The sequence below is a fragment of the Streptomyces sp. NPDC002156 genome, from assembly GCF_053593675.1.
This window is the reverse complement of record NZ_JBSFDA010000084.1, coordinates 12,517-32,561: the sequence shown is the minus strand read 5'-3', so window position 1 is coordinate 32,561 and position 20,045 is coordinate 12,517. Positions and strand designations below refer to the sequence as shown.

General features: G+C 70.8%; 11 protein-coding genes. 5 read left to right on the top strand and 6 right to left on the bottom strand.

Translation table 11 applies throughout. From position 1 onward, the window contains the following. A complete protein-coding gene (locus tag ACWCRB_RS29355; RefSeq protein WP_450998909.1) occupies positions 1 to 3,150 on the top strand; it encodes an NHLP bacteriocin export ABC transporter permease/ATPase subunit in 3,150 nt (1,049 codons plus the stop codon). A 40-nt stretch (positions 3,151 to 3,190) separates the two neighbouring features. On the opposite strand, the gene ACWCRB_RS29350 is transcribed toward ACWCRB_RS29355, so the two are convergent. Continuing rightward, positions 3,191 to 4,144 carry a CHRD domain-containing protein gene (locus ACWCRB_RS29350; RefSeq protein ID WP_450998908.1) on the bottom strand — a complete coding sequence of 318 codons (954 nt, stop codon included), beginning with the start codon at positions 4,142 to 4,144 and terminating at the stop codon, positions 3,191 to 3,193. Between the two features lie 209 nt (positions 4,145 to 4,353). Between ACWCRB_RS29350 and ACWCRB_RS29345 the strand changes: the two genes are divergently transcribed. Next, on the top strand, positions 4,354 to 4,824 hold the full coding sequence (locus ACWCRB_RS29345) for a COG4315 family predicted lipoprotein (protein WP_450998907.1): 471 nt from the start codon (positions 4,354 to 4,356) through the stop codon (positions 4,822 to 4,824). A gap of 155 nt (positions 4,825 to 4,979) precedes the next feature. Here the strand turns inward: ACWCRB_RS29345 and ACWCRB_RS29340 are convergent, their stop codons facing one another. Together ACWCRB_RS29340 and ACWCRB_RS29335 are read right to left on the bottom strand one after the other, a co-directional pair. Beyond that, complete coding sequence (locus ACWCRB_RS29340; RefSeq protein WP_450998906.1) at positions 4,980 to 5,675, bottom strand: anti-sigma factor family protein; 696 nt, start codon at positions 5,673 to 5,675, stop codon at positions 4,980 to 4,982. Beyond that, positions 5,672 to 6,241: a sigma-70 family RNA polymerase sigma factor gene (locus ACWCRB_RS29335; RefSeq protein ID WP_450998905.1), complete on the bottom strand. Its 570-nt coding sequence runs from the start codon at positions 6,239 to 6,241 to the stop codon at positions 5,672 to 5,674. Before ACWCRB_RS29335 ends, ACWCRB_RS29340 begins: the two co-directional genes overlap by 4 nt. A 252-nt stretch (positions 6,242 to 6,493) precedes the next feature. Here ACWCRB_RS29335 and ACWCRB_RS29330 point away from each other — a divergent pair, with 252 nt between their 5' ends. Continuing rightward, entirely contained in the window at positions 6,494 to 6,778 is a 285-nt protein-coding gene (locus ACWCRB_RS29330; protein ID WP_450998904.1) for a hypothetical protein, read from the top strand. 52 nt (positions 6,779 to 6,830) lie between these two features. After that, positions 6,831 to 7,448 (top strand): hypothetical protein, encoded by a 618-nt coding sequence (locus tag ACWCRB_RS29325; RefSeq protein WP_450998903.1) that lies wholly within the window; start codon positions 6,831 to 6,833, stop codon positions 7,446 to 7,448. A 102-nt stretch (positions 7,449 to 7,550) separates the two neighbouring features. On the opposite strand, the gene ACWCRB_RS29320 is transcribed toward ACWCRB_RS29325, so the two are convergent. The 3 genes from ACWCRB_RS29320 to ACWCRB_RS29310 form a co-directional block, all read right to left on the bottom strand. After that, on the bottom strand, positions 7,551 to 11,933 hold the full coding sequence (locus ACWCRB_RS29320; RefSeq protein ID WP_450998902.1) for an FtsK/SpoIIIE domain-containing protein: 4,383 nt from the start codon (positions 11,931 to 11,933) through the stop codon (positions 7,551 to 7,553). Between the two features lie 114 nt (positions 11,934 to 12,047). Then, positions 12,048 to 12,344, bottom strand: a complete 297-nt coding sequence (locus ACWCRB_RS29315) for a hypothetical protein (protein ID WP_450998901.1) — start codon at positions 12,342 to 12,344, stop codon at positions 12,048 to 12,050. Positions 12,345 to 12,447: 103 nt separating this feature from the next. Further along, positions 12,448 to 17,982, bottom strand: a complete 5,535-nt coding sequence (locus ACWCRB_RS29310; RefSeq protein ID WP_450998900.1) for a hypothetical protein — start codon at positions 17,980 to 17,982, stop codon at positions 12,448 to 12,450. Between the two features lie 234 nt (positions 17,983 to 18,216). Between ACWCRB_RS29310 and ACWCRB_RS29305 the strand changes: the two genes are divergently transcribed. Further along, positions 18,217 to 19,857 (top strand): hypothetical protein, encoded by a 1,641-nt coding sequence (locus ACWCRB_RS29305; RefSeq protein ID WP_450998899.1) that lies wholly within the window; start codon positions 18,217 to 18,219, stop codon positions 19,855 to 19,857. The last annotated feature ends 188 nt before the right edge of the window (positions 19,858 to 20,045 follow it).

Here is a 20,045-nt window from a genome sequence, read left to right as displayed (position 1 = left end):
ATGACCGAGTTGCTCTCCGGCCCCGATCCCGACACCGGACACGGATACGGACACCCCGGCGGCACCGGCACCGACGCGGTTGTCCAGGGTCCCGACCCGCTGGTTTCCGTGCAACTCGCTTACTACGGCCAGATGTTGGAACTCGCGTCGACGGACCCGTCGACGCTGTCCGGTGACGACACCCTCTGGCTGGTGACCGGCGGAGCGCTGGACCTGTTCGCGGCGGACGCCGGCGGACGGGGCCACTGGCGCTTCCTCGGCCGCGCCGAGCCGGGCGCGCTGCTGCCCTCCCTGCCGCACGGCGACCGGCATGTGCTGACGGGCAGGGCGGCGCCGGGATGCGCGCTGTACCGGGTCCGCACCGCCGAACTGATTCCGGCGCCGAACGAACGGCACGACCAACGGCACGACGAGCCGCACAGCACTTCGCAGTCCGACGCGTTCATCACGTCCACCGCGTCCTCCAGGTCTGCCCTTGCCGCCGCCCTGGACGCCGGTCTGAGCGCCCTGCTCGACGCCGTACGACAGCCACCGCCACCGCTCCCACCCGAGCGGACCGTCCGGATCACGCCCGACGCGCACACCGAACTCGGCGCCCACCAGTCCGGAGCGGCCGCTCCGTCCGCCGGAGCGGTCACCTGGATCCGGGTGGTGAGCGGACAGGCGGGCACCGACGACGGCGCGCTGCCGCCGCCCGAGGCAGGCCGGTTCACGCCCATGGGCGCACACGACCGGGTGCGCGGCGAGCCCACCGCCGTGGTGGCCGCTTGTACGACCTCGCGCCTGCTGTCGGACGGCTCGCTCTGGCGGCACCTGGACGACTTCCGGCCACACCTGATGTCCGCGCTCAGCCGACGCGTCATCGAAGAGGACCGGCAGGACGAGGCCCGGCTGACCGCCGGCCGGCGGGCGAGGGAGGCCGCTCTCGACCAGGCGGTGCACGCGCTCCGTGAGCACGTCCGGCCCTCGTCCGCCCCCGGACCGGACACGAGAAGGAACCCCGGCCCCCGCACGACAACCGCCGCCTCCGCCTCCGCTCCTGCTTCCTCCGCCCGCTCCCCCACCGCCGCGCAGGCCGAACACGCGGCGGCGGTCGTCGTCGAGATGGTCGCCGAGGCGGCCGGAATCACCGCCTCACCGACCCACCGCGCCGTGGACCACGCCCCGCACCCCGACCCCGTACACCGAATCGTCCGGATCGCACAGACCGCCCGTCTGCCCAGCCGCCCCGTGGACCTCACCGGCACCTGGTGGCACACGGACATCGGGCCCCTCGTCGGCTTCCTCCGCGAAGGCGACACGCCGGTCGCGCTCCTCCGCCGGCGCGGGCACTACGAAATGGCCGACCCGTCCGGCGGACCCCGCGTCCGCGTCACCGCGCGGACCGCCGGCCAACTGCGTACCCGTGCCGTCACGTTCTACCGGCCGCTCCCCGACGGCACGGGGAACGTCACCCGCCTGCTGTTCTCGTACGGCCTGCACGGCTGCCGTGCCGACCTGCTGCGGCTGACCGCGGCCGGCCTCGCGGCCGTCGCGCTCGGACTCCTGGTACCCATCGCGACCGGCCAGGTCCTCGGCCGGTTCGTGCCCGACGGACAGCGCCCGCTCATCATCCAGACGTGCCTCGCCGTGATCGTCGCGGGCCTCGTGGCCATGGGGTTCGGCATCGTGCGGAACCTGGCCGTGCTGCGCGTCGAAGGACGCTTCGAAACCACTGTGCAGGCCGGTGTGTGGGACCGGCTGCTGCGCCTGCCGGCCTCCTTCTTCGGCCGGTACTCCACCGGTGAACTCGCAGGCGCGGCGCTCGGCGTCAGCCGGATCGGCGAGGTCGTCTCCGGCGTGGCCATGACCGTCGTACAGGCTGTCCTGCTCGTCGCGGTCAACTTCGCGCTTCAGCTCTGGTACAGCCCACCGCTGGCCCTGCTCTCCGCCACCATGGTCGCCCTCAGCGCCGCCGTCCTCTCCGTCATCGGCGCCCGGGAACTGACCTGGCACCGCAGACTCGCGAAGCTCGACAACGCGCTTACCAACAAGGTCTTCCAGACCCTGCGCGGACTGCCCAGACTGCGCGTCGCGGCGGCGGAGAACTACGCGTACGCCCACTGGGCCAGGGACTTCATCGAAAGCCAGCGCATACGCCGACGAGTGCGGCGGCTCCAGAACGCCGTCACCGCCTTCGGCGCCGCCTATGTCCCCTTCTGTACCTTCATCCTGCTCGCGCTGCTCGCCGGACCCGCCAGAGACGCGATGCCGGTCGACGGAATCCTCACCTTCACGGTGTCCTTCACCACTCAGCTGACCGCGACCGCACAGCTCGTCACCGCCCTGACCTCCGCAGGCGCCGTCATCCCGCTGTTCGGCCGGCTCGAACCCATCCTCACCCAGCCCCCAGAGATCTCCGAGAACAGCCGCCACCCCGGAGAACTGACCGGTGCCATCGACGTACGCGGCGCCACCTTCCGCTACTCCCCCGACGGACCACCCGTCCTCGACGACGTCACCTTGCGGGTCCGCCCCGGCGAATTCGTGGCCGTCGTCGGCCCGAGCGGCTGCGGAAAGTCGACCCTGCTGCGCCTCCTCCTCGGCTTCGCCGCACCCGAGACCGGCTCGGTCCACTACGACGGCCAGGATCTGGCCGCGCTCGACCTCACCGCCGTACGCCGCCAGTGCGGCGTCGTCCTCCAGCACGCGCAGCCGTTCACCGGCACCGTCCTGTCCAACATCCGCGGCGCGGAGGCGTACTCCCTGGACGAGGTGCGGGAAGCGGCCCGGATGGCCGGCCTCGCCGACGACATCGACCGACTGCCCATGGGACTGCACACAGTCCTGTCGGACAACGGGAGCACGTTCTCGGCCGGGCAGCGACAGCGCCTGATGATCGCGCAGGCCCTGATCCGGCGGCCGCGGATCCTCTTCCTGGACGAGGCGACCAGCGCCCTGGACAACCACACGCAGCGGATCGTGACCGAGAGCACCCGCGCCCTGCGGGCGACCCGCGTGGTCATCGCCCACCGGCTGTCCACGATCATGGAGGCCGACCGGGTGATCGTCCTGTCGGAAGGCCGCATCGTCCAGTCCGGGCCGCCGGACGAACTCCTCGCCGACGCCACAGGGTTGTTCCACCACTTCGTACGCCGACAGGTGCGGTGAGCGTCGTCCTGCACGACGTCCACGCCGCGCAAGGCCGCGTTCAGCGGAAGAGCTGACCGCGGACCGCCCCGTCGGGGAACTCCGCGGTGTGGACGTTGGCGTAGAAGGCTGTGGGGTTCTTCTTCAGCTGCTGGACCGTCGCGGCGTCCGGCACCGGGACCGCGCCGGAGAGGGCGAAGATGTTCTCCGGGGCGGGGGTGGTGAAGAGCGGGACCTTCACCTCACCGTTCTTGCCCAGGACGCCCTCGTGGATGTGGCCGGCGACCGGGGCCGCGATGTTGACCCAGGCCACGGAGTAACCGACCATGCCCTGGCCCGGGTAGACGAAGGCCACGGCGTGGCCGTCCGGGTCACCCGCGGCAGCCGGGTCGTCGGCCGGGATCTCCTGGCCGCCGTCGGCGAGAGCGCGGAGTTTGCCGCCTCGGATGATGCTGAGCGGGTTGATCGCCTTGCCGAACGGCTTGAGTTGGCCGCGGACCGCTCCGCCGGGGAACTCCGCGCTGTGCAGGTTGACGTAGAAGCCGCTCGGGTCGGTGCGCAGCCGCTCGGCGAGGGCTGCGTCGGTGATCGCGGTCTGGCCGGCGGCGGAGTGGACACCGGCGGGCATGACGGTGGTGAACAGACCGGCCTTGACATCGCCGTTGGCCCCTGCCTTGCCCTCATGGATGTGGCCGAGGGTGGGGGTGTCGATGCCGTTCCAGGTCAGGGCGAAGGTGATGCGGTCGCCCTTGACCTTGATCAGGGCGACGGCCTTGCCATCCTGGTCGCCGACCGCCGGACCATTGGGCGCGGGCACTTCCTGGGCGCCGTCGAGCTGGGCGATGAGTGACATCGCCGGGGCGCCCGCCGACACGGACGTCAGCCGGGTGGGAGCCGAGGAGGAGACCGTGGCGGCGCCACTGTGGCCGGCATGGTCGTCGGCCACGGCCGGCGCGCCGGCGGCACCGACGAGCAGAACGCCGGCGACTACGGCCGCCATCGGGAAACCGCGCATTTTCTTTCCCCTTCCGAGGACACGTCGAGAACGGATTCGATTCACGACCGGTCCACGAGCGTGAGCCCGGGAAGGTTCAACGGAGATCCGGAGAAGTGCGGATCGTGGCCCAACTGAACCACTCCTGCCGCGCGCACGTGTGGGAATCCGCAACGCGATTTCGCGAGTTCCCATCCGGATTCCTGACTGAACAAGGACGGTCGACAATCATGCGCGCACGAATCACTCTGGTCGCGATTCCCCTCGCCCTGCTGAGCCTGTCCGCCTGCGGCGGAGCCGACAGTGAGAAGGAGACGGGCGGCGCCTCCTCTTCGGGGAAGGGTTCCGCCAGTACGTCGGTCGAGGTGGCCGGCTCCGGCCTCGGCGACATCCTGGTCGACCAGGACGGCCGCACGCTGTACGCCTTCACCAAGGACAAGGCGGGCGCCGGCAACTGCGACGCCGACTGCATCGCCGTATGGCCCGCGCTGACCAGCACCGCCGCGGCCACGGCAGGGCCCGGTACGGACAAGGCGCTGCTGGGCGAGGCCAAGAACGCCGGAGGCGCGGTCCAGGCGACGTACGGGGACTGGCCGCTCTACTACTACGTGGGCGACGCGGCTCCCGGCGACGTCAACGGGCAGGGGCTGGACGGGGAGTGGTTCGTGGTGAAGGCGGACGGAAAAATGGTCAAGGAGTAACGCGGTATCGAGAAATGAGAAGGGGATGGGGCGGCGCGGCACCACAGGGTGCGGGCCGCCCCTTCGGCATAACCGTCCAGAAAAGGGCCGGTCCAGAAAAGGGCGGTCCGACCGCGTGGTTTCGCTTACGCGGTCGGACCGGCCTCGCCACATTCTCAGATGCGTGCGGTCACATATTCTGTGCCCTTGTCGTTCTCCACCCGGATTTCGGCGATCTCGTCGATCGGCACGGCCGCCGATCCGTCGAGATTGGCGCCCTTCGCCTCGTCGGCGGTGAGCCAACTGCCGGCCACCTCGCGACTGCCGTCCTTGGTCACCACGATCAGCCGGCACAGTTCGCCGGCCGGGATGCCCTTGACCGCGGCGTTGATCCGGACCCAGTCGGCGGCCGGGGTGACCCGTACCGCCATGGTGCTGCCCGTCTCGGCGCTCGTGCCCGAGGCCACCTTGGTACCGGCCACGGGAGTCGACGTCGGTGAGGGCAGTGCGTCGACCTTCTCGTCACCGGAGCTCTGCCCGATCAGTACGCCGCCGCCCAGCACCGCCGCCGCCACGACCGCCGCGACCGCCGCCATGGCGCTCCATCGTCGCCGCTCCGCGCCGTCGCGCTCGCCGCGGGCCTGTCGCAGCGTGCGCTGGAGCATCAGGTCGCCGTCCTCGGGCGGACCGTCGAGGAACGCCTCCGGCGGCACCTCGCCCAGCGCGGACTCCAACTCCCGCAGCCCGTCCAGTTCGTCGCGGCACTTCTGGCACGACGCCACATGTTCGTCGACGGCCAGCACCTCCTGCTCGACGAGCGCGCCCAGGACGTAGGCGCCGAGCAGTTCGCTGTCGTGCTGCTGAATGCTCATGCCGCCACCTCCTTCAGTGCGACGAGCTTCGCCGTTCTCGGTTTGTTGTCCGCATACATCTCACGCAATGCCTTCAAGGCATAGTGTGACCGGGATTTGACCGTTCCCGGCGGTATTCCCAGGGCCTTCGCCGCCTCGGCGACGCTCCGCCCCTGGAAGTAGATCTCTCTCAGCACGTCCCGGTGGTCCGGGGAGAGCCGGTCGAGCGCTTCCATGACGAGCATCGAGTCCACCACGGCGTCCGCGTGGTCCTTCTCCACCGGCGGTCTGCCCGGAGACTCGGCGACCTCGGTGGGGCGGGCGGCCTTCGCCCGGTACCGGTCGGTGATGATGTTGCGGGCCACGGTGAGCAGCCAACCGCGCACCGAGCCCTTGCCGTTCACCAGCGAATCGGGGTTCTTCCAGGCCCGGACGAGCGTCTCCTGGACCACGTCCTCCGCGGCGCCGCGGTCGCCGGTGAGCCGCTGCGCGTAGGCGAGCAGGGCTCTGCCGTGTTCCTCGTAGAGAGCCCGGATCAGTGCCTCGTCGCTCGTTCTCTGCCGAGCACGGGACCATAAAGCCGCCATCCACTCACTCCGTCCTCTCCTGCTCTCCTGCTCTCCTGAGCTGATGCGCTGGGAACACGAGCGGCGGACGGAGACGGTTCAATTCCGGTTCACCCCCAGCCCGATATGACGCGCCTCGGCGGCGGCGAGGCTTTCGTCGGTGCACAGCGCGTTGGTCGTATCGGCATTGAACCGTGCCGGATTCCCAGCCGTTCCTGGGACGACGCGAAGCTCGAACCGAATGACGTGGAACAAAGGGAGCCGGGAGGGACCATGGCCGAAATCGACATGCCGGGAGACGAGGTGGCGCGCGTACGCGACCTCCTGGGACGGGTGATGGAACTCGTCGAGACCAAGGCCTCGGGCTTCGACGCCGCCGACGTCGGTCCGCCGCTGGAGCGCTCGGGCGACAACTTCGACAAGAAGTGGAACGACGGCCGGTTCCAGCTGAAACGGAACGGCAAGGTCCTCAGGGACGCCTGCGAGGCCATCGTGAAGGCCTTCGAGGACGCCGACCAGGACATGGGCCAACAGCTCAAAGAAGGCAACGGCCAGTAGCGGCGGCAACGAACCGGTGATGCAACCCCAAGCGGACGAAAGCGAGTTGGCCATGAGCAGTGACGCGGTGACCTTCGGGATCGCCATCCCGGACACCTGGACCGAGTACGACCTCTCCGGCGACAGCCTCGCCCCGATGCGGGCGGAACTCCTGCGCGAGACCCCCGACAAGGGCGGCCGGGACCGGATCAACGCGACCTTCCGCCAGCTGCGGCGCATCCTGGACGGCGCCCGGCGGCACGGTGCCGTCTACGCGGCCGGCACCACCCAGATGTTCGAGGACGGGCTGCTCATGGCCGGGGTCATGGTCTTCAGCCTGACCCCGCCGCCCGGCGAGAACTTCTCGGCGTACGCCCTCGCCCAGCAGTTCTCGGCGGCCGGCAAGCAGCGGAAGAAGGGCACGACACGCACCTTCACGACGGAACAGCTGCCCGCGGTGGGCCCGGTCGGGCGCCTTGTGGGCGTGGAGGAGGGCGCGCTGACCGACGGGGTCAGCTACAAGATCCTGGTCATGCACACGGTGGTGCCCGTACCGGACGAGCGGCGGGCGCTCATCATCACCTGCTTCAGCCCGAACCTGCCGCTGGCGGACCAGCTGTACGACGTCTTCGACGCGATCACGGCCACGTTCGCCTTCGGCGAGGAGGAACCGCCGGCCATGGCGGGCTGACCGCCCGCGTCCGCCGTACCGCCGTCGAGAAGGGCCCGGGTTCAAGAACCCGGGCCCTTCTCCGTGCGTCGGTTGCTGCGGGCGGGTGCCCGAAGTCCCGTTCTACAAGGCCGACTTGGTGTCCGGGACGCGGACCGTGACGAAGCGTCCGTCGCCCAGGTGGAGATGGGCCCGGCCCGGTTCCGTGTCCGCGCCGATCAGACCGTACGGGACCCGCTGGCCGACGGCCTCCCCGTCGCCGATGGAGCGCGGGGCCAGCAGCGCGCCGCACCGGTTGCGCCGTACGATCGCCTGCCAGCCCGCGACACCGCTGAGCATCGCCTCGTTGTTGCCCGCCACCACCAGGCCCCAGCCGTCACCCGCGTTACCGCGCGCGAGGGCCGCCAGGTCGCCGTCGATCTCCGAGTTGATCAGCATCTCGGCGTCGTCCACCAGGATGCCGCCCGCCTGCGAGTCGACCCGGCCGAGCGCGGCCCGGAAGTCCGCGACCGCCAGATCGGAGTCCTCGAAGACCTCGACCACCCCCGGCACCCCGGCCAGCGCGCGCATCGGGGAGTTGCGGGGCGCGATCACCACGATCTTCGTGCCGTGCGAGAGCAGCGAGCGGGCCATCGTGAGCAGCACCGTGCTCCGGCCGCTGCGCGGCGGCCCGGTCACGATGAAGGACGGGATCGCGGTCATGTCCGTACCCTTCGCGACCAGTTCGTCGCCTCCGACGCCCACCATCGCCCACAGCGGGGAGAGTTCGGCGGGGCGCTGCCTGCGCTGCCAGGCCTCGTCGAAAGTGAGCCGGTCCGGCAGCACCTCCACCCGGAACGGGTGCCGCTCCTCCGGGACTTCGGCGTCCCGTTCGCGGGTCCGCTCGGCGAGCCGGCCGAGCGCCTCCGCCTGGGCCGCGCCACCGGCGTCCGGCTCGATCAGCGCGATCTGGGCGACGCTGGCGTCCTTGACCTGGATCGTGCGGCCCGCCGGAAGATCCTCGGGCACCGAGCGGGACCTGATGCCCACCGTCGAGTAGTCGTTGCGGTCGTTGAGGCGCAGCACCAGCTTGTCCTCGGTCGAGGAGGAGTACCGGCCCTGGCCGAGCACCCGGTCGCCCGACACCACCACATGGATCCCGACCCCGGCGCCCTCGCGCAGCAGCAGCGTCATCTTGTCCATCACACTGCCCTGGTCGTACAGGCTGAAGTCGCGGTCGAACGCCTCGAACCGGTCGACCAGCAGCACCAGATGGGGCGGTCGCTCCTCCTCGGGCAGGGTCCGGCGCAGCTCGGTGAGGTCCGCCACCCCGCGCTTGCCGAGCAGCCCCCGCCGACGGCCGACCTCGGCGGTGAGCCGGGTCAGCAGCCGTACCACCCGCTCGGTCTGGCCGCGGTCCACCACCGCCCCGCAGTGCGGGAGTCGGGCGAGTGCTTGCAGGGCCCCGTTGCCGCAGTCGAGGCCGTACAGATGAACGTCCGCGCACGAGTGCGTCCCGGCGATGGCGGCGGCCAGTGTGCGCAGGGTCTGCGAACGGCCGCTGCGGGGTGAGCCGATGATGTGCAGATGGCCCGACTCGTCGAGATCGAAGGCGAGTTCGCGCTGTGTCTGCTCGTCGGGCAGGTCCACCAGACCGTACGCGACCGGGGCGAGGCGCCCTTCCACGGCGGCCGGTGCCGGGAGGTCGGCGAGGACCAGGGCGTCGGGCAGCGGCGGCAGCCAGGGGCGGCGGGCCTCGGGCACCGCGAGCTGTTCGGCGGCGCCGCGCACCGCCTCGACCAGCACGGCCAGGTCGGTCACCGCCTGGACGGCGCGCTCCTGCCGGGCGGCGCGGGGCAGCGGTTCGCCCAGCAGTTCCCAGTGCAGTTCGGTGAGGACGGGCGCCGGACGGTCCTCCTCGGCGACCGAGGTGTCGGGGCGGCGACCGCCGATCCGGCCGGTCTGGAAGGGCAGCAGGGCCGCGTGGCCGAGCCGCGCGTAGGCCCGGCCGGGGGTACGCGGGGACAGCTGGCCGGAGTCCGGTGCGTCGATGATGTCGCGGCTCTCGGAGGTGTCGGTGGTGCGCAGCGCGATCCGCAGGTTGGTGTTGGCGCGGATGTCGCCGGTGACGGCACCCGAGGGGCGCTGGGTGGCCAGCATCAGGTGGATGCCGAGGGAGCGGCCCCGCTGGGCGATGTTGACCAGACCGGAGACGAAGTCCGGTAGCTCCCGGACCATGGACGCGAACTCGTCGATGACGATGACGAGCCGTGGCAGGGCGCCGAGTTCCGGGCGGCGGTCGCGCTTGTCGGTGTAGTCGTCGATGTCCTTGGCGGCGGCGTCGGCGAGAATCCGCTCGCGCCTCCTGAGCTCGGCGCCCAGCGACACCAGGGCCCGCTCCACCAGATGCGTGTCGAGGTCGGTGACCATGCCGACGGTGTGCGGCAGGTCCTCGCACTCGGCGAAGGCGCTGCCGCCCTTGTAGTCGATGAGCACGAAGTTCAGCTCGTCCGGGCGGTTGGCGACGGCCAGCGAGGCCACCAGGGTCTGCAGCAGCTCGGACTTGCCGGAGCCGGTGGTGCCCGCGATCAGCCCGTGCGGGCCGTCGGCGGCCAGATCGACGGCGAACGGCCCGTCCACGCCCTCGCCCAGGACCGCCCGGGTGGTGCGGCCTGTGATGACCCAGCCCGCGGCGACCGTGTCCGGCTTGGGGGGTTCGAGACCGAGCACGTCCAACAGCCGCGCGGAGGTGGGCAGCAGACTCTCCTCGGCGTCGTCGCCCACGTCCCGGATCGGGGCGAGGGCCCGTGCGACGCCCACCGACCAGGACCGGCCGGGGGCGTCCATCAGTACCCCGTCGACCGGGTCGGCGCCCTCCTGCTCGACCCGCAGCAGACCGCCGGCCTCGGCCACCGCGACGGCCTGGCACTCCTCGGGCAGCAGCCGTGCCTCGTCGTCCACGCAGAGCGCGTACACGCCGACGGCCGGGCCCTCGCGCAGGATCTGGATGACGCCGGGGAGCGAGCGCAGCCGCCGGGCCCCGTCCAGCACGACCAGCATGTCCGGCTCACCCACCGCCCCGCCGCGTGCGGCCCGGTCGCCCGCGGCCCGCCTCGCGGCGATCACCGCGTTCAGCTCGGCGATCCGCCGGCCCACGGACTCGGCGCCGGTGCCGATCAGGCTGACCGTGTCCTCGCCGAGGGGCGCGCACTGCGGCAGCCAGTGCACCCAGGACCAGCGGTCGGCGCCGCCGGACCCGGACAGTACACAGATCCGCAGGTCGGAGGGGCTGTGCAGGGCGGCGGCCTGGGCGATCAGCCAGCGTACGAGAGGTTCGGCTGCGGCGCCTCCGGCGATGCCCATGACACCGGCCCGGCGCAACGGGACCGCCACCGGCACGGCATGGGTGGTCCGGGTGATCCGGCGGCGGTGCTCGGCCTCGGCGGGGTCCTCCAGCTCCAGGTACGCGGGCCGGTCGGCGACCCCCACCCGCATCAGCAGGAAGTCCTCGTCCCGCCAGCGGCGTTCCCACAGCCGCTGGCGCGGGCCGGCGGCGATGAGCAGCGTGGCCGCCGGGTCGGGGCTCGCCGCGCGGCGGGCCCGCTGCTCGGCCAGGACGGCGTCGTCCACGTCCCGTTCCAGCTCGGCTTTCTTCCTCTCGTACTCCGCCAGCTGCTCGGCGTACGTCTCCTTGCCGCGGCGCTTGTTGGCCAGCTGGCCGACGATCGCGATGATCGGGGACAGCAGACCGAAGACCAGGAACCTGAGGTTGTTGAAGATCAGGACGGAGACCGCCGCCATGAGCAGCGGGGCGAATATCAGGGTGAGTTGAAGCTTGAAGTTGGCCGGTTTGGACGGCGGGGCGGGCAGCCGGAACCGGTTCTGCACCGGCGGCGGAAGGAGCCGGGGCGGACGGTTGTAGTCGAGGCCGACGCCGTCCGGCGAGGGCTGCAGCGCGGCATCGGGGACCGAGGGCGCGGCCAGCTCCAGCAGGACCGGGCCGAGGGAGATCACCGCGCCGGCCGGGCAGCGGGTCCAGGCCGGCGCCGGGGTGTCGTCGACCTTCAGGGTCTGCTGTCTCACGGGGGTGACCGTCACGGTGCCGTCGGCGGTCACCTTGAGCCGGGCGGCCCTCTTCGCGAGGGAGTCGGCGGCGAGCCGGATCCGGCAGCCGTCCGCGGAGCCGATCTCGTAGTCGCCCGGCGGCAGCCGGAACACGGCGCCGGCGTCGGGGCCGCCGATCGCCCGCAGCTCCGCGACTCCGTCCGGCTCGCGGCCGGGCACGAGGACGGGCGCGTCCAGTGCCAGCAGGCTGCCGGAGCGCAACTCGGCGGTGCCCACCGGGAGTTCGGGCGGCAGCGGGGTGGTTCCCAGGAAGAGGGCCGGCGGCTCCTCGGGGGTGCCGCCGCGCAGCCGCTGATGCAGCTCCTCGGCGAGTTCACCGACCGGAACCGCCGGATCGGCTTCGATCATGATGTCCGCGGTCTGTCCCTGCTGCGGGTCGACTGCGGTGACGGTCAGACGCATGGTCGGCGCTCCTAAGGCACACGTGAGGCACACATGGGATGGGGACGGTGGGACCCGACGGGGCCGGGCCGGACCACTGGGGTCCGGCCCGGCCGGGTCAGGGGGGAGCGGGGACTAGCCGCGGAGGCTGGCGCCCATGTCGGTGTCGAGCTTTTGGAAGCCGTCACCGACGGACTTCACGAAGGCGGAGATACCGGTCAGGCCCTCGGTGACCTGCTTGTAGCTGGCCATGAAGTCCTCGACGAAGGGCTTGAAGTCCTTCTGGGCCGCAGGCGTGTTGTAGCCGTCTTCCGTCAGGGTGTCGAGATCGGTCTTGATCTTCTGCAGCTGGGCGATCGCGATGTCGTACTCGTTCATCGTGGTGGCGGCGGTGGCGGCGGTCTTCTCGTCGTTGACGATGTAGTCGGCCATGGGGATTCTCCCGTTTCTGTTCGGACTGCTGCTTGGATTCCTGCTCGGATTTCTTTACGTTGTCGGTCAGGCACCATGAACACGAGGCAGGTGCCGGACGGGTTCACTGGTTCGTGGGGAATTTCGTGGGGGCCGGATTGAGGTCCGTGTGCTCGTTGTTGTTGATGCCGGCGATGAACTTCGTCGGGAGAATGGCAAGAGCCACCTCGGGGGCCTTCGTCTTGAAGATGTAGTCGTTCTCCAGCTTCTTGTTGGCCAGTGAATTGCCCACACCGAGACCGGTCTTGATGCCGGCGTTCTCCAGCGCGGTCTGCTGGTCGGTGCCGCCCGCGATCTGGAAGCCCGCGGTGGCGAGGTTGCCGATGGCGCCCTTGATGGCGCTGGTGACCGCCTCGTAGCCGTAGACGTTGAGATCGGTCACCGAGTCGGGGCCGCCGGTGTTGGCGTAGTAGTCGTGGACGGGCGAGTGGTTCTGCTGGAAACCGCCGGAGGCGTCCAGCTCGGTGGTCTGGCCGCCACCGTCCTTCACCTTGATGGCGCCGCTCTCGCCCGCGTCGACGTTGAACGTGCTCTGGTTCCCCCCGCCGTCGGTGGTGGTGACGGTGCCTGAGACGCCGTCGTTGGCGATGTCGAGGTTGGTCGTCTGGTTGCCGCCGCCCTGAGCGGGCACGTTGGACTGGAAGTTGGCGGTGCCGTCGGGGTTCTGCGTGATGACCGTGCCGGCCCCGTTGGTGGTGGTGGCCGTGCCGTTGTTGAAGGCGGCCGTCGGTCCTTCCGTGCCCTGCGGGCTGGTCACGAAGGGGTTCGCGCCGCCGGTGACGGTGGTGCCGTTGCTCAGGGGCGCCGACGGCAACTGCACCGGGCCGTTGCCGACCGGTGGCGGCGGAGTGGTGACATTCGGTCCGGTCAGGGTGCCGTCAGGGCCGATGGTGACCGTGTCGGCCGGGTCGGTGCTGCCGGGCACCGACACCTCGAAGGTGCCGTCCCCGGTGGACTTCACGTCGAACGAGTCGCCGCCGCCGTGCACGGTGGAGCCGCCGCCCTGGACCGGGATCTCGACGCTCGGGCCGTTGCCCCCGTTGCCGCCCACGGTGAAGGTCTCCGGGCCGTTGGCCGGGGCCGGGTCGATCGGGTTGAGCGGGCCGTCGACCACACCGGACTTCTGGCCGGCGGTGAGGGGGTTCTCCTGCGTACCGGGGGACTTGGAGATGGTGACCGTGCCCGTGTCCACGGTGGACTTGCCGTTGAACCCGCCCTCGTGCTTGATCGAGCCGCCGCCGTCGAAGGCCGGTACGTCGATGGAGCCCTGCCCGTTGCCCGTCGCGGTGCCGATCTGGGTGTCGCCCGGGTTGGTGCCGACCGGATTGCCTGCCGTGTCGGTGGTCGCGCCGGGTGCGGGGCCGAGGCCCGTGACACCGCCCGGGGCGAACTTGCCCTGGGCGGGCCCGTAGGTGACGGAGAACTCGCCGTCCGGGCCGTTCGCGTTGGGGCCGTGGACGACGGTGGTGCCCGGCTCGGCGACCGGGGTGGCGCCGTGGGTGGTGATGGTCGGGCCGTTCGGCCCGTTGGACAGGGTGTTCTCGCCACCGGTGAACTTCGGGCCGCCGAGGAAGCCCGTGTTCGCCGGCGTGTTCACCGTCACCTGGGTGTTGTCGGCGGCGATGTCGGCCTTGCTGGGCGAGTTCAGTACGGTCGTCTGGCCCGCCGGGTCGACCTGGTGACCGACGCCGGACTTGTCGCTGACGGTGGTGACCGTGCCGTTGTTCCCGTCGAACTTCGTGGTGAAGCCGTTCTGGGACAGGGTGATGTCGGTGCCGTCAGTGGCGATGGTGGAGCCGTTGCCGTTGGTGATGGTGTTGGCGGCGGGCGGGACTGCTCCCGGGGCGCCCTGCGGCGGGCCCGCCGGCCGGTTCGGCACCTGGACGGTGGTGTTGTCGGGGCCGTTGGTCGTGAGTGACCCGTCGGGCGACGAGGTGGTCGTCGTGATCGGTGCGCCGGGCGCGGGCTGGTTGGTGAAGGTGACGTTGCCGCCGGCGTCGATGGTGGTGGTGATGCCCTGGGAGTCGATCCCGCCGTTGGTGAGCGTGGCCTGCGTACCGGTGCCGGTGTTGGTGATGTCGGCGGTCGGGGTGTTGCCGGCGCCGGTGGTGCCAGGGGCGATGGTGACCGGGCCGTCGGTCACCGTCTTGTTGTTGCCGACACCGAAGTTGTTGGTGTTGTTGGTGTTGTCGGTGGCGACGGTGGTGCCGTCCGGGTTGCTGACGACTGTCGTACTGCCGCCCGCGGGGGCCTGGGTGGTGGGGGCACCGGCGTTGTCCGTGGCCGCGGAGGCGACGGGGGTGGTGCCCACGTCGGTCTGGGCGCCGTTCCCGGTCAGGGTGGAGGTGGAGCCGTCGGTGGTGGTGACCGTCGTCGGGTTGCCGTCGCCGGCCGGGGTCACGGTGACACCGGGCTGGGTGCCGGGGCCGGTGACGGTGGTGGGGAGTCCGGTTCCGTTGTTGGTGCCGGTGCTGACGGTGGTGTTGCCGTGGCCGGCGGTGAAGGTGGTGCCGCCGTTGGTGACGGTGGAGCTGAACTGGACCGGGGTGAAGCCGGTGGTGTTCGTCGCCGTGATGCCGTTCGGGGTGGTGGTCACCTGGAACGAGCCCGACTTGACGGTGGTGTTGCCGTTGTTCACCGACACCGTGGTGTCGTTGTCGCCCTTGAAGGTGATGGTGGACCCGCCGGTGCCGTCGACACCGATGGTCGCGTCGCCCAGGGTCACCGGACTGCCGACCGCGGGCTGCGGGAGCGGGGGCGGAGGCGTCGGCGGGCGATCGGCCCCACCCGCCGTGCTGGTGCCGGGGTCGCCCGCGGTGCTGGTGCCGGGGTCGCCCGCCGTGCTGGTGCCGGGGGTGCCTGTCGTACCGGCACCGGTGTCGATCGGGGCGATCGTGCCGTCCTTGCCGATGGTGAACTGCTGGCCGTCGGTGGTCAGTACGGCGGATCCGTCGGGGTTCACCACGGTCGTGCTGGTGGGCGTGGTGATCGTGCCGGTCGGCGACTGCGAGATGTTGCCGACGTCGAAGGCGCCGTTCGTCCCCACGTCGAACGAGGTGTCGTTCGTGGTGAAGGTGGCCTTGTCCGGGGTGAAGGCGATCGACTTGCCCGCCGCCTCGATGGTGCCGCCCCCGTTCGGGTTGGTCGTGATGCCGCCCACCTGCACGCCGCCGTCCGGGCTCACGGTGATCGGCTGACCGGTACCCGGCGTCACGTCGAGCGTTCCGGCGGGGCCGTTGAACTGGACGGTGCTGGGGTTGGGCGCCCCCGTGTTCACCGTGAAGCCGGTGTTGTCGAGGGTGGTCGTGATGTTTCCGGCCCCGTTCGGGGTCGTGATGGTGGCGCCGCCGCCCGGCGGGAGACTGGTGGTGACGTTGCCGTCGACCACGGTCACCGGCGCGGCACTGTTCGCCGGGGGCACGGTGACGGTCTGGTTGCCGCCCTGGTTGTTGGTGACGGTGATGTTGCCCGCGTTGTCGATGTCGACCGGGCTGCCGCCGTTCACGGTGACCGAGCCGTTGCCGATTCCCGTGTTGGCGTTGATCGCGGTGTTGTTGCCCAGATCGATGTCGACGACGCCGGTCGCCGGGTCGTGCGTGATCACGGGCGCGACGCCGTTCGCGGGGTTCGGGTTGTTGAACACCGAGGTGGTGTTGTTCCCGTTCCCGATCGAGAAGCCGTCGCCCGAGACGGTGGTGAAGGCGCCCTGGTCGTTGACGGTGATACCGCTGGGCGTGGTGATCCCGTTGCCGTCGATGGTGAAGTTCGGCGGTATCACGACCGCCGGGTCCGCGCCGGGAACGGTGGGCGGGTTGATCACCGTCGGACCGCCGTTGCCCACGGTGGAGATGTCGCCGAACGAGCCGGAGGTCGTGAAGCCGCCGCCCGGCGTCAACTCGGTGTTGATCGTGGGCTTGTCCTTGAAGCCCGGGGCGAAGGGGGCGAAGGCGACGTCGCTCGTCTTCTGGACGATGCCCGGCCCGGCGAGCGGTGTCGTGATCGTGGTCTGTGTGCCGTTCGAGGTGATGATGTCCCCGACCGGGCTCTTGATGGTGTTCGTTCCGCCCGTGGTCTCGGAGGTGAAACCGTCGGGCGTGGTGGTCTTGGTCGAGGCGACCGGGGCCGGCGGCTCGAAGAAGGGCAGCCCGTCACCGACCAGGTCCGGCTTCTGCGCCGCCGGAGTGAGCTTGGCCTCGGTCTTCGTGCCGTCCGGCGTGGAGACCTTCGTCTTGAGCGCCCCGGTCCCCGCGTCCACCGTCGTACTGCTGTTGATGCCGTTGAAGCCGATCTTCTGGGGCAGCTCCAGGCCGTTGACGAACAGGATGTCGCCGGGCTTGAACGTGCCGTTGGTGATGCCCAGGCTCGCCGGCGAGAACGCCTTGTCGATGTTGCTCTTGAACTTGCCCTTGATGGTGAAGGCGTTCTTGATGCTGTTGGCGAACTTCGTGCCGCCGAAGGCGCCCAGCACACCGCCGGTGGCCGCGCCGATCAGCCCGCCGAGGGCGGCACCCCCGATGTCGAACTTCTTGTTGTCGACCTTTGCCGTGATGCCCGCGGCAATCAGCCCGAGCCCGAAGTCGGTGGCGACGTCGATGCCCACCTTGCCGGCCAGCGCGAGCCCCGGTGTGATCTTGAGACCGGTCCCGGCGAGCCCCTTGCTCAACGGGTTGATGATCTTCCGGATGAAGGTCGATCCCTGGACGATCTTCGTCAGGCCCGCCGAGATCGTTCCGGCCCCCTTGCCCAGTTTGGCGAAGAACGGAGCGAATTTCGCCACCTTGGCTCCCGTGAGACCCAGCTTGCCGAGACCGCCGAGGAGGACTCCGCCGGGCACCAGGGTCAGCAGGCCGATCACGATCTCACCCACGTCGAACTTGCCCTGGGAGGCCATCCTGATGATCGTGAAGGCAAACACGATCGCGCCCAGGATGACGCCCACGAACGGCAGGAAGACCGAGATGATCCCGACCAGGATGCCCGCGATGATCTCCAGGAACGGGTTGTCCGCGAGGAAGTCCCCGAGCTTCTTGAGGGCCCCCCGCTCCGGGATGGACTTCGACGCCGCGTCGTCCAGGACGACCGACGCCCGGCGGGACCCGTCCTCCCGCAGCCGCTCCGCGTCCCGCCCCAGCGACTGCGCCGCCGAGAGCTGCTGCTTCGCCCCGTTGATCCGGTTGACCTCGCCCTCGCGGGCCTCGACCTGCTCCGGGGTGGCTTCCGGCGGAGCCTGTGCCGGAGGCTCCGCGTTCGCGGTGGCCGCCACCTCCTGGCCCTGATCGATCGCCCGGTCCAGCATCGACTGCGCCTCGGTGAGCGTGTTGGCGTAGTCGTCGTACGCGGTGGCGGCACGCTGGAACGAGTCCCGGGTGTCCTCCAGCATCCCCGGCAGCTCCTTGATCCGCTCCTTCAGAGCGTCCATGGCCTGCCCCTTGCCCTGTCTGATCCGCCCGTCGTCGCGCAGCAGGCCGAGCGCCTCACCTGCGCCGTCCCCGAGTTCGCGATAGTTCCTCGACAGGTTTCGGATCGCTTCCGGATCGCCCGGGGTGGGGTCCTCGGAGAACCCCAGAACCTCCCACCCGGTCGGGTGTCGTCGCGCCATTTCCGTCCTCCCCGCTCATCAATCGACTCAGCGGTGCCAGAAACGGGTGTCGGAGCCGCCTGGTTCAAACGGAATCGCTCAGGCGTTGAACCGACTCGGGTCCTTCGGCCGTGTGCTCGCCGACGCGCCGGGAGTGCGCGTCCGCGGAACTGCTGGAGGAGGACGAGAAAGATGCGAGACGCCCCAACCCCCCCGAACCCGGGGACGATGCCCCGGACACAGCCGTCACCGGCCATGCCCGACGCACGCCGCCGACGCGACTCGACGCGGCTGGCCATGGTGTGCGGGTTCGCGCTGGCCGCCTCGATGGCGCTGCCCGCCACGGCGTACGCGCTCTCGCCGACGGGACTGTCGGTACCGTCGGCGTCGGCACGGTCGGCCGAGCTGTCGCAGGCACGGCCGCTCACGCTGTCGGCGGCGCTGCCGGCCGTACGGGCCGCCGGCGGACGGCCCGGCGCCGTGCTGCGGGTCGCCGATGAGGTGACCAAGTTCTACGTCGTGAAGACTCCGGCCGAGAACGGCGGCGAACCCGACATCCTGTTCAACATCGCCGCCAGGACGCTCGGCGACGGCAACCGGTTCGACGAGATCCTGGTCCTCAACACCGGGCGTGTCCTGCCCAACGGCGAGATCTTCGCGAGCCCCGACCAGACCACGCCGGGGTTCGCACTGCTGCTGCCCGCCGACGCCGAGGGCCCGGACGTCCAGTTCGGCGTACTTCCTGAGGAACCGGTGGCGGGAGATACGGCCGGCGCCCCGGCGCAGAACCCGTCGGCGGCACCCTCGCCCGCGCAGTCCGCGCCGGCCACCGCCGTGAACAACTCCCGGTCGGCCAACCCCTTCGCGTCCATCGGCGACCGGGTGTCCCTGCCGGTGCTCATCGGCGGAGTCGCCGGAGTCGCCGGGCTGACCGTGATGATCGTCGCCCGTCGGCCGCTCGGCCGGGCCGCGCGAAGGACGGGATCCGGAATCGCCCGGGGCGCTCGGGTGCTGCGCCCCCGGCTGCCCCGCGGCATGGCCCTGGCGCTGCGCCGCCGCAGGCGTGGGGTACTGGCCCGGCGGCTGGCGGCGGACAGCCGCACCCCGGTGATGGTGCGTCAGGCGCTGCGCGAGCTCGTACGATCCGACGGGCCGGCCACGTCAGGACCGGTGCGGGTCTACAGCGTGCAGGCCGAACCGGCGAGGCTGCTGGCCTCGGTGTCCGGCGCGGCCGAGGCACCGGCGCCGTGGACCGCCGTCGCGCCCACCAGCTGGGAGCGCGCCGGGCTGCCGACGGTCATCGAGGCCGACAGCCCGGACGACGCACCGGACCTCCCGCTGCTCGCCCGGGTCGGCATCAACGACCGCGGCGCCCAGGTCATGGTCGACCTCGGCCAGATCAATGGTTCGCTGAGCGTGCGCGGCGACCTCGGCGTGGCCCAGGACACGGTGGCGACGCTCGTACGCGGACTGCTGGAACTGCCCCGCCAGGGCACCGTGGTGGTGGCGGTGGACCCGAACGCGACCGTGCTGCCGGGCGTGCACGGTCTGGTCCGGGTCCCTTCCGTGGCGGAGATCAAGGGCCGGGCCCCGGCCGAAGTGCTCAGCGCCGCCGAGGAGTTGGGCGTCGGCCTGGTGCGCGGCGCGGGCCGTACGGGCGAGGCGACCGGGCTGATCATGCTGCTTCAGCCCTCGACGGGCGACGAGGCGCGGGCGCTCGCGGAACTGGCGACGCCGGACGGCGGTGGCTGGATCGTCCTCACGGTGGGCGATGTACCCGGGGCGCACTGGCGCTGGTACGCCGAGCCGGACGGCACGGTGGATCTGGGCGTTCTCGGCCTGCGGGTGACGGTCCCGACACAGGCCCTGGCCGGTGCCGGCTCCGGCCGCGTGTGACCCGTAAAAAATCTTCGAAACAAACATCCTGGAACTGAACCCCCTTCCCGTGGGGGCCGTGTTGATGGCAGCAGCGGATACAGCGGAAAAGAGCGGCGGAGGGAAAAAGTCCCGGAGGAAAGCCCCGGAAGGAATTCCGTGACCGGATAACCGCCGGTCCGCGAAGAACTCCGTCCCGGCGGTTGTCT

What these genes read in the sequence shown, in the direction of transcription:
- ACWCRB_RS29350 (WP_450998908.1), bottom strand. Translation starts at nt 4,144, where the DNA reads ATGCGCGGTTTCCCGATGGCGGCCGTAGTCGCCGGCGTTCTGCTCGTC.
- ACWCRB_RS29315 (WP_450998901.1), bottom strand. Translation starts at nt 12,344, where the DNA reads ATGGCCGACTACATCGTCAACGACGAGAAGACCGCCGCCACCGCCGCC.
- ACWCRB_RS29320 (WP_450998902.1), bottom strand. Translation starts at nt 11,933, where the DNA reads ATGCGTCTGACCGTCACCGCAGTCGACCCGCAGCAGGGACAGACCGCG.
- ACWCRB_RS29310 (WP_450998900.1), bottom strand. Translation starts at nt 17,982, where the DNA reads ATGGCGCGACGACACCCGACCGGGTGGGAGGTTCTGGGGTTCTCCGAG.
- ACWCRB_RS29330 (WP_450998904.1), top strand. Translation starts at nt 6,494, where the DNA reads ATGGCCGAAATCGACATGCCGGGAGACGAGGTGGCGCGCGTACGCGAC.
- ACWCRB_RS29325 (WP_450998903.1), top strand. Translation starts at nt 6,831, where the DNA reads ATGAGCAGTGACGCGGTGACCTTCGGGATCGCCATCCCGGACACCTGG.
- ACWCRB_RS29335 (WP_450998905.1), bottom strand. Translation starts at nt 6,241, where the DNA reads ATGGCGGCTTTATGGTCCCGTGCTCGGCAGAGAACGAGCGACGAGGCA.
- ACWCRB_RS29305 (WP_450998899.1), top strand. Translation starts at nt 18,217, where the DNA reads ATGCCCGACGCACGCCGCCGACGCGACTCGACGCGGCTGGCCATGGTG.
- ACWCRB_RS29355 (WP_450998909.1), top strand. Translation starts at nt 1, where the DNA reads ATGACCGAGTTGCTCTCCGGCCCCGATCCCGACACCGGACACGGATAC.
- ACWCRB_RS29340 (WP_450998906.1), bottom strand. Translation starts at nt 5,675, where the DNA reads ATGAGCATTCAGCAGCACGACAGCGAACTGCTCGGCGCCTACGTCCTG.
- ACWCRB_RS29345 (WP_450998907.1), top strand. Translation starts at nt 4,354, where the DNA reads ATGCGCGCACGAATCACTCTGGTCGCGATTCCCCTCGCCCTGCTGAGC.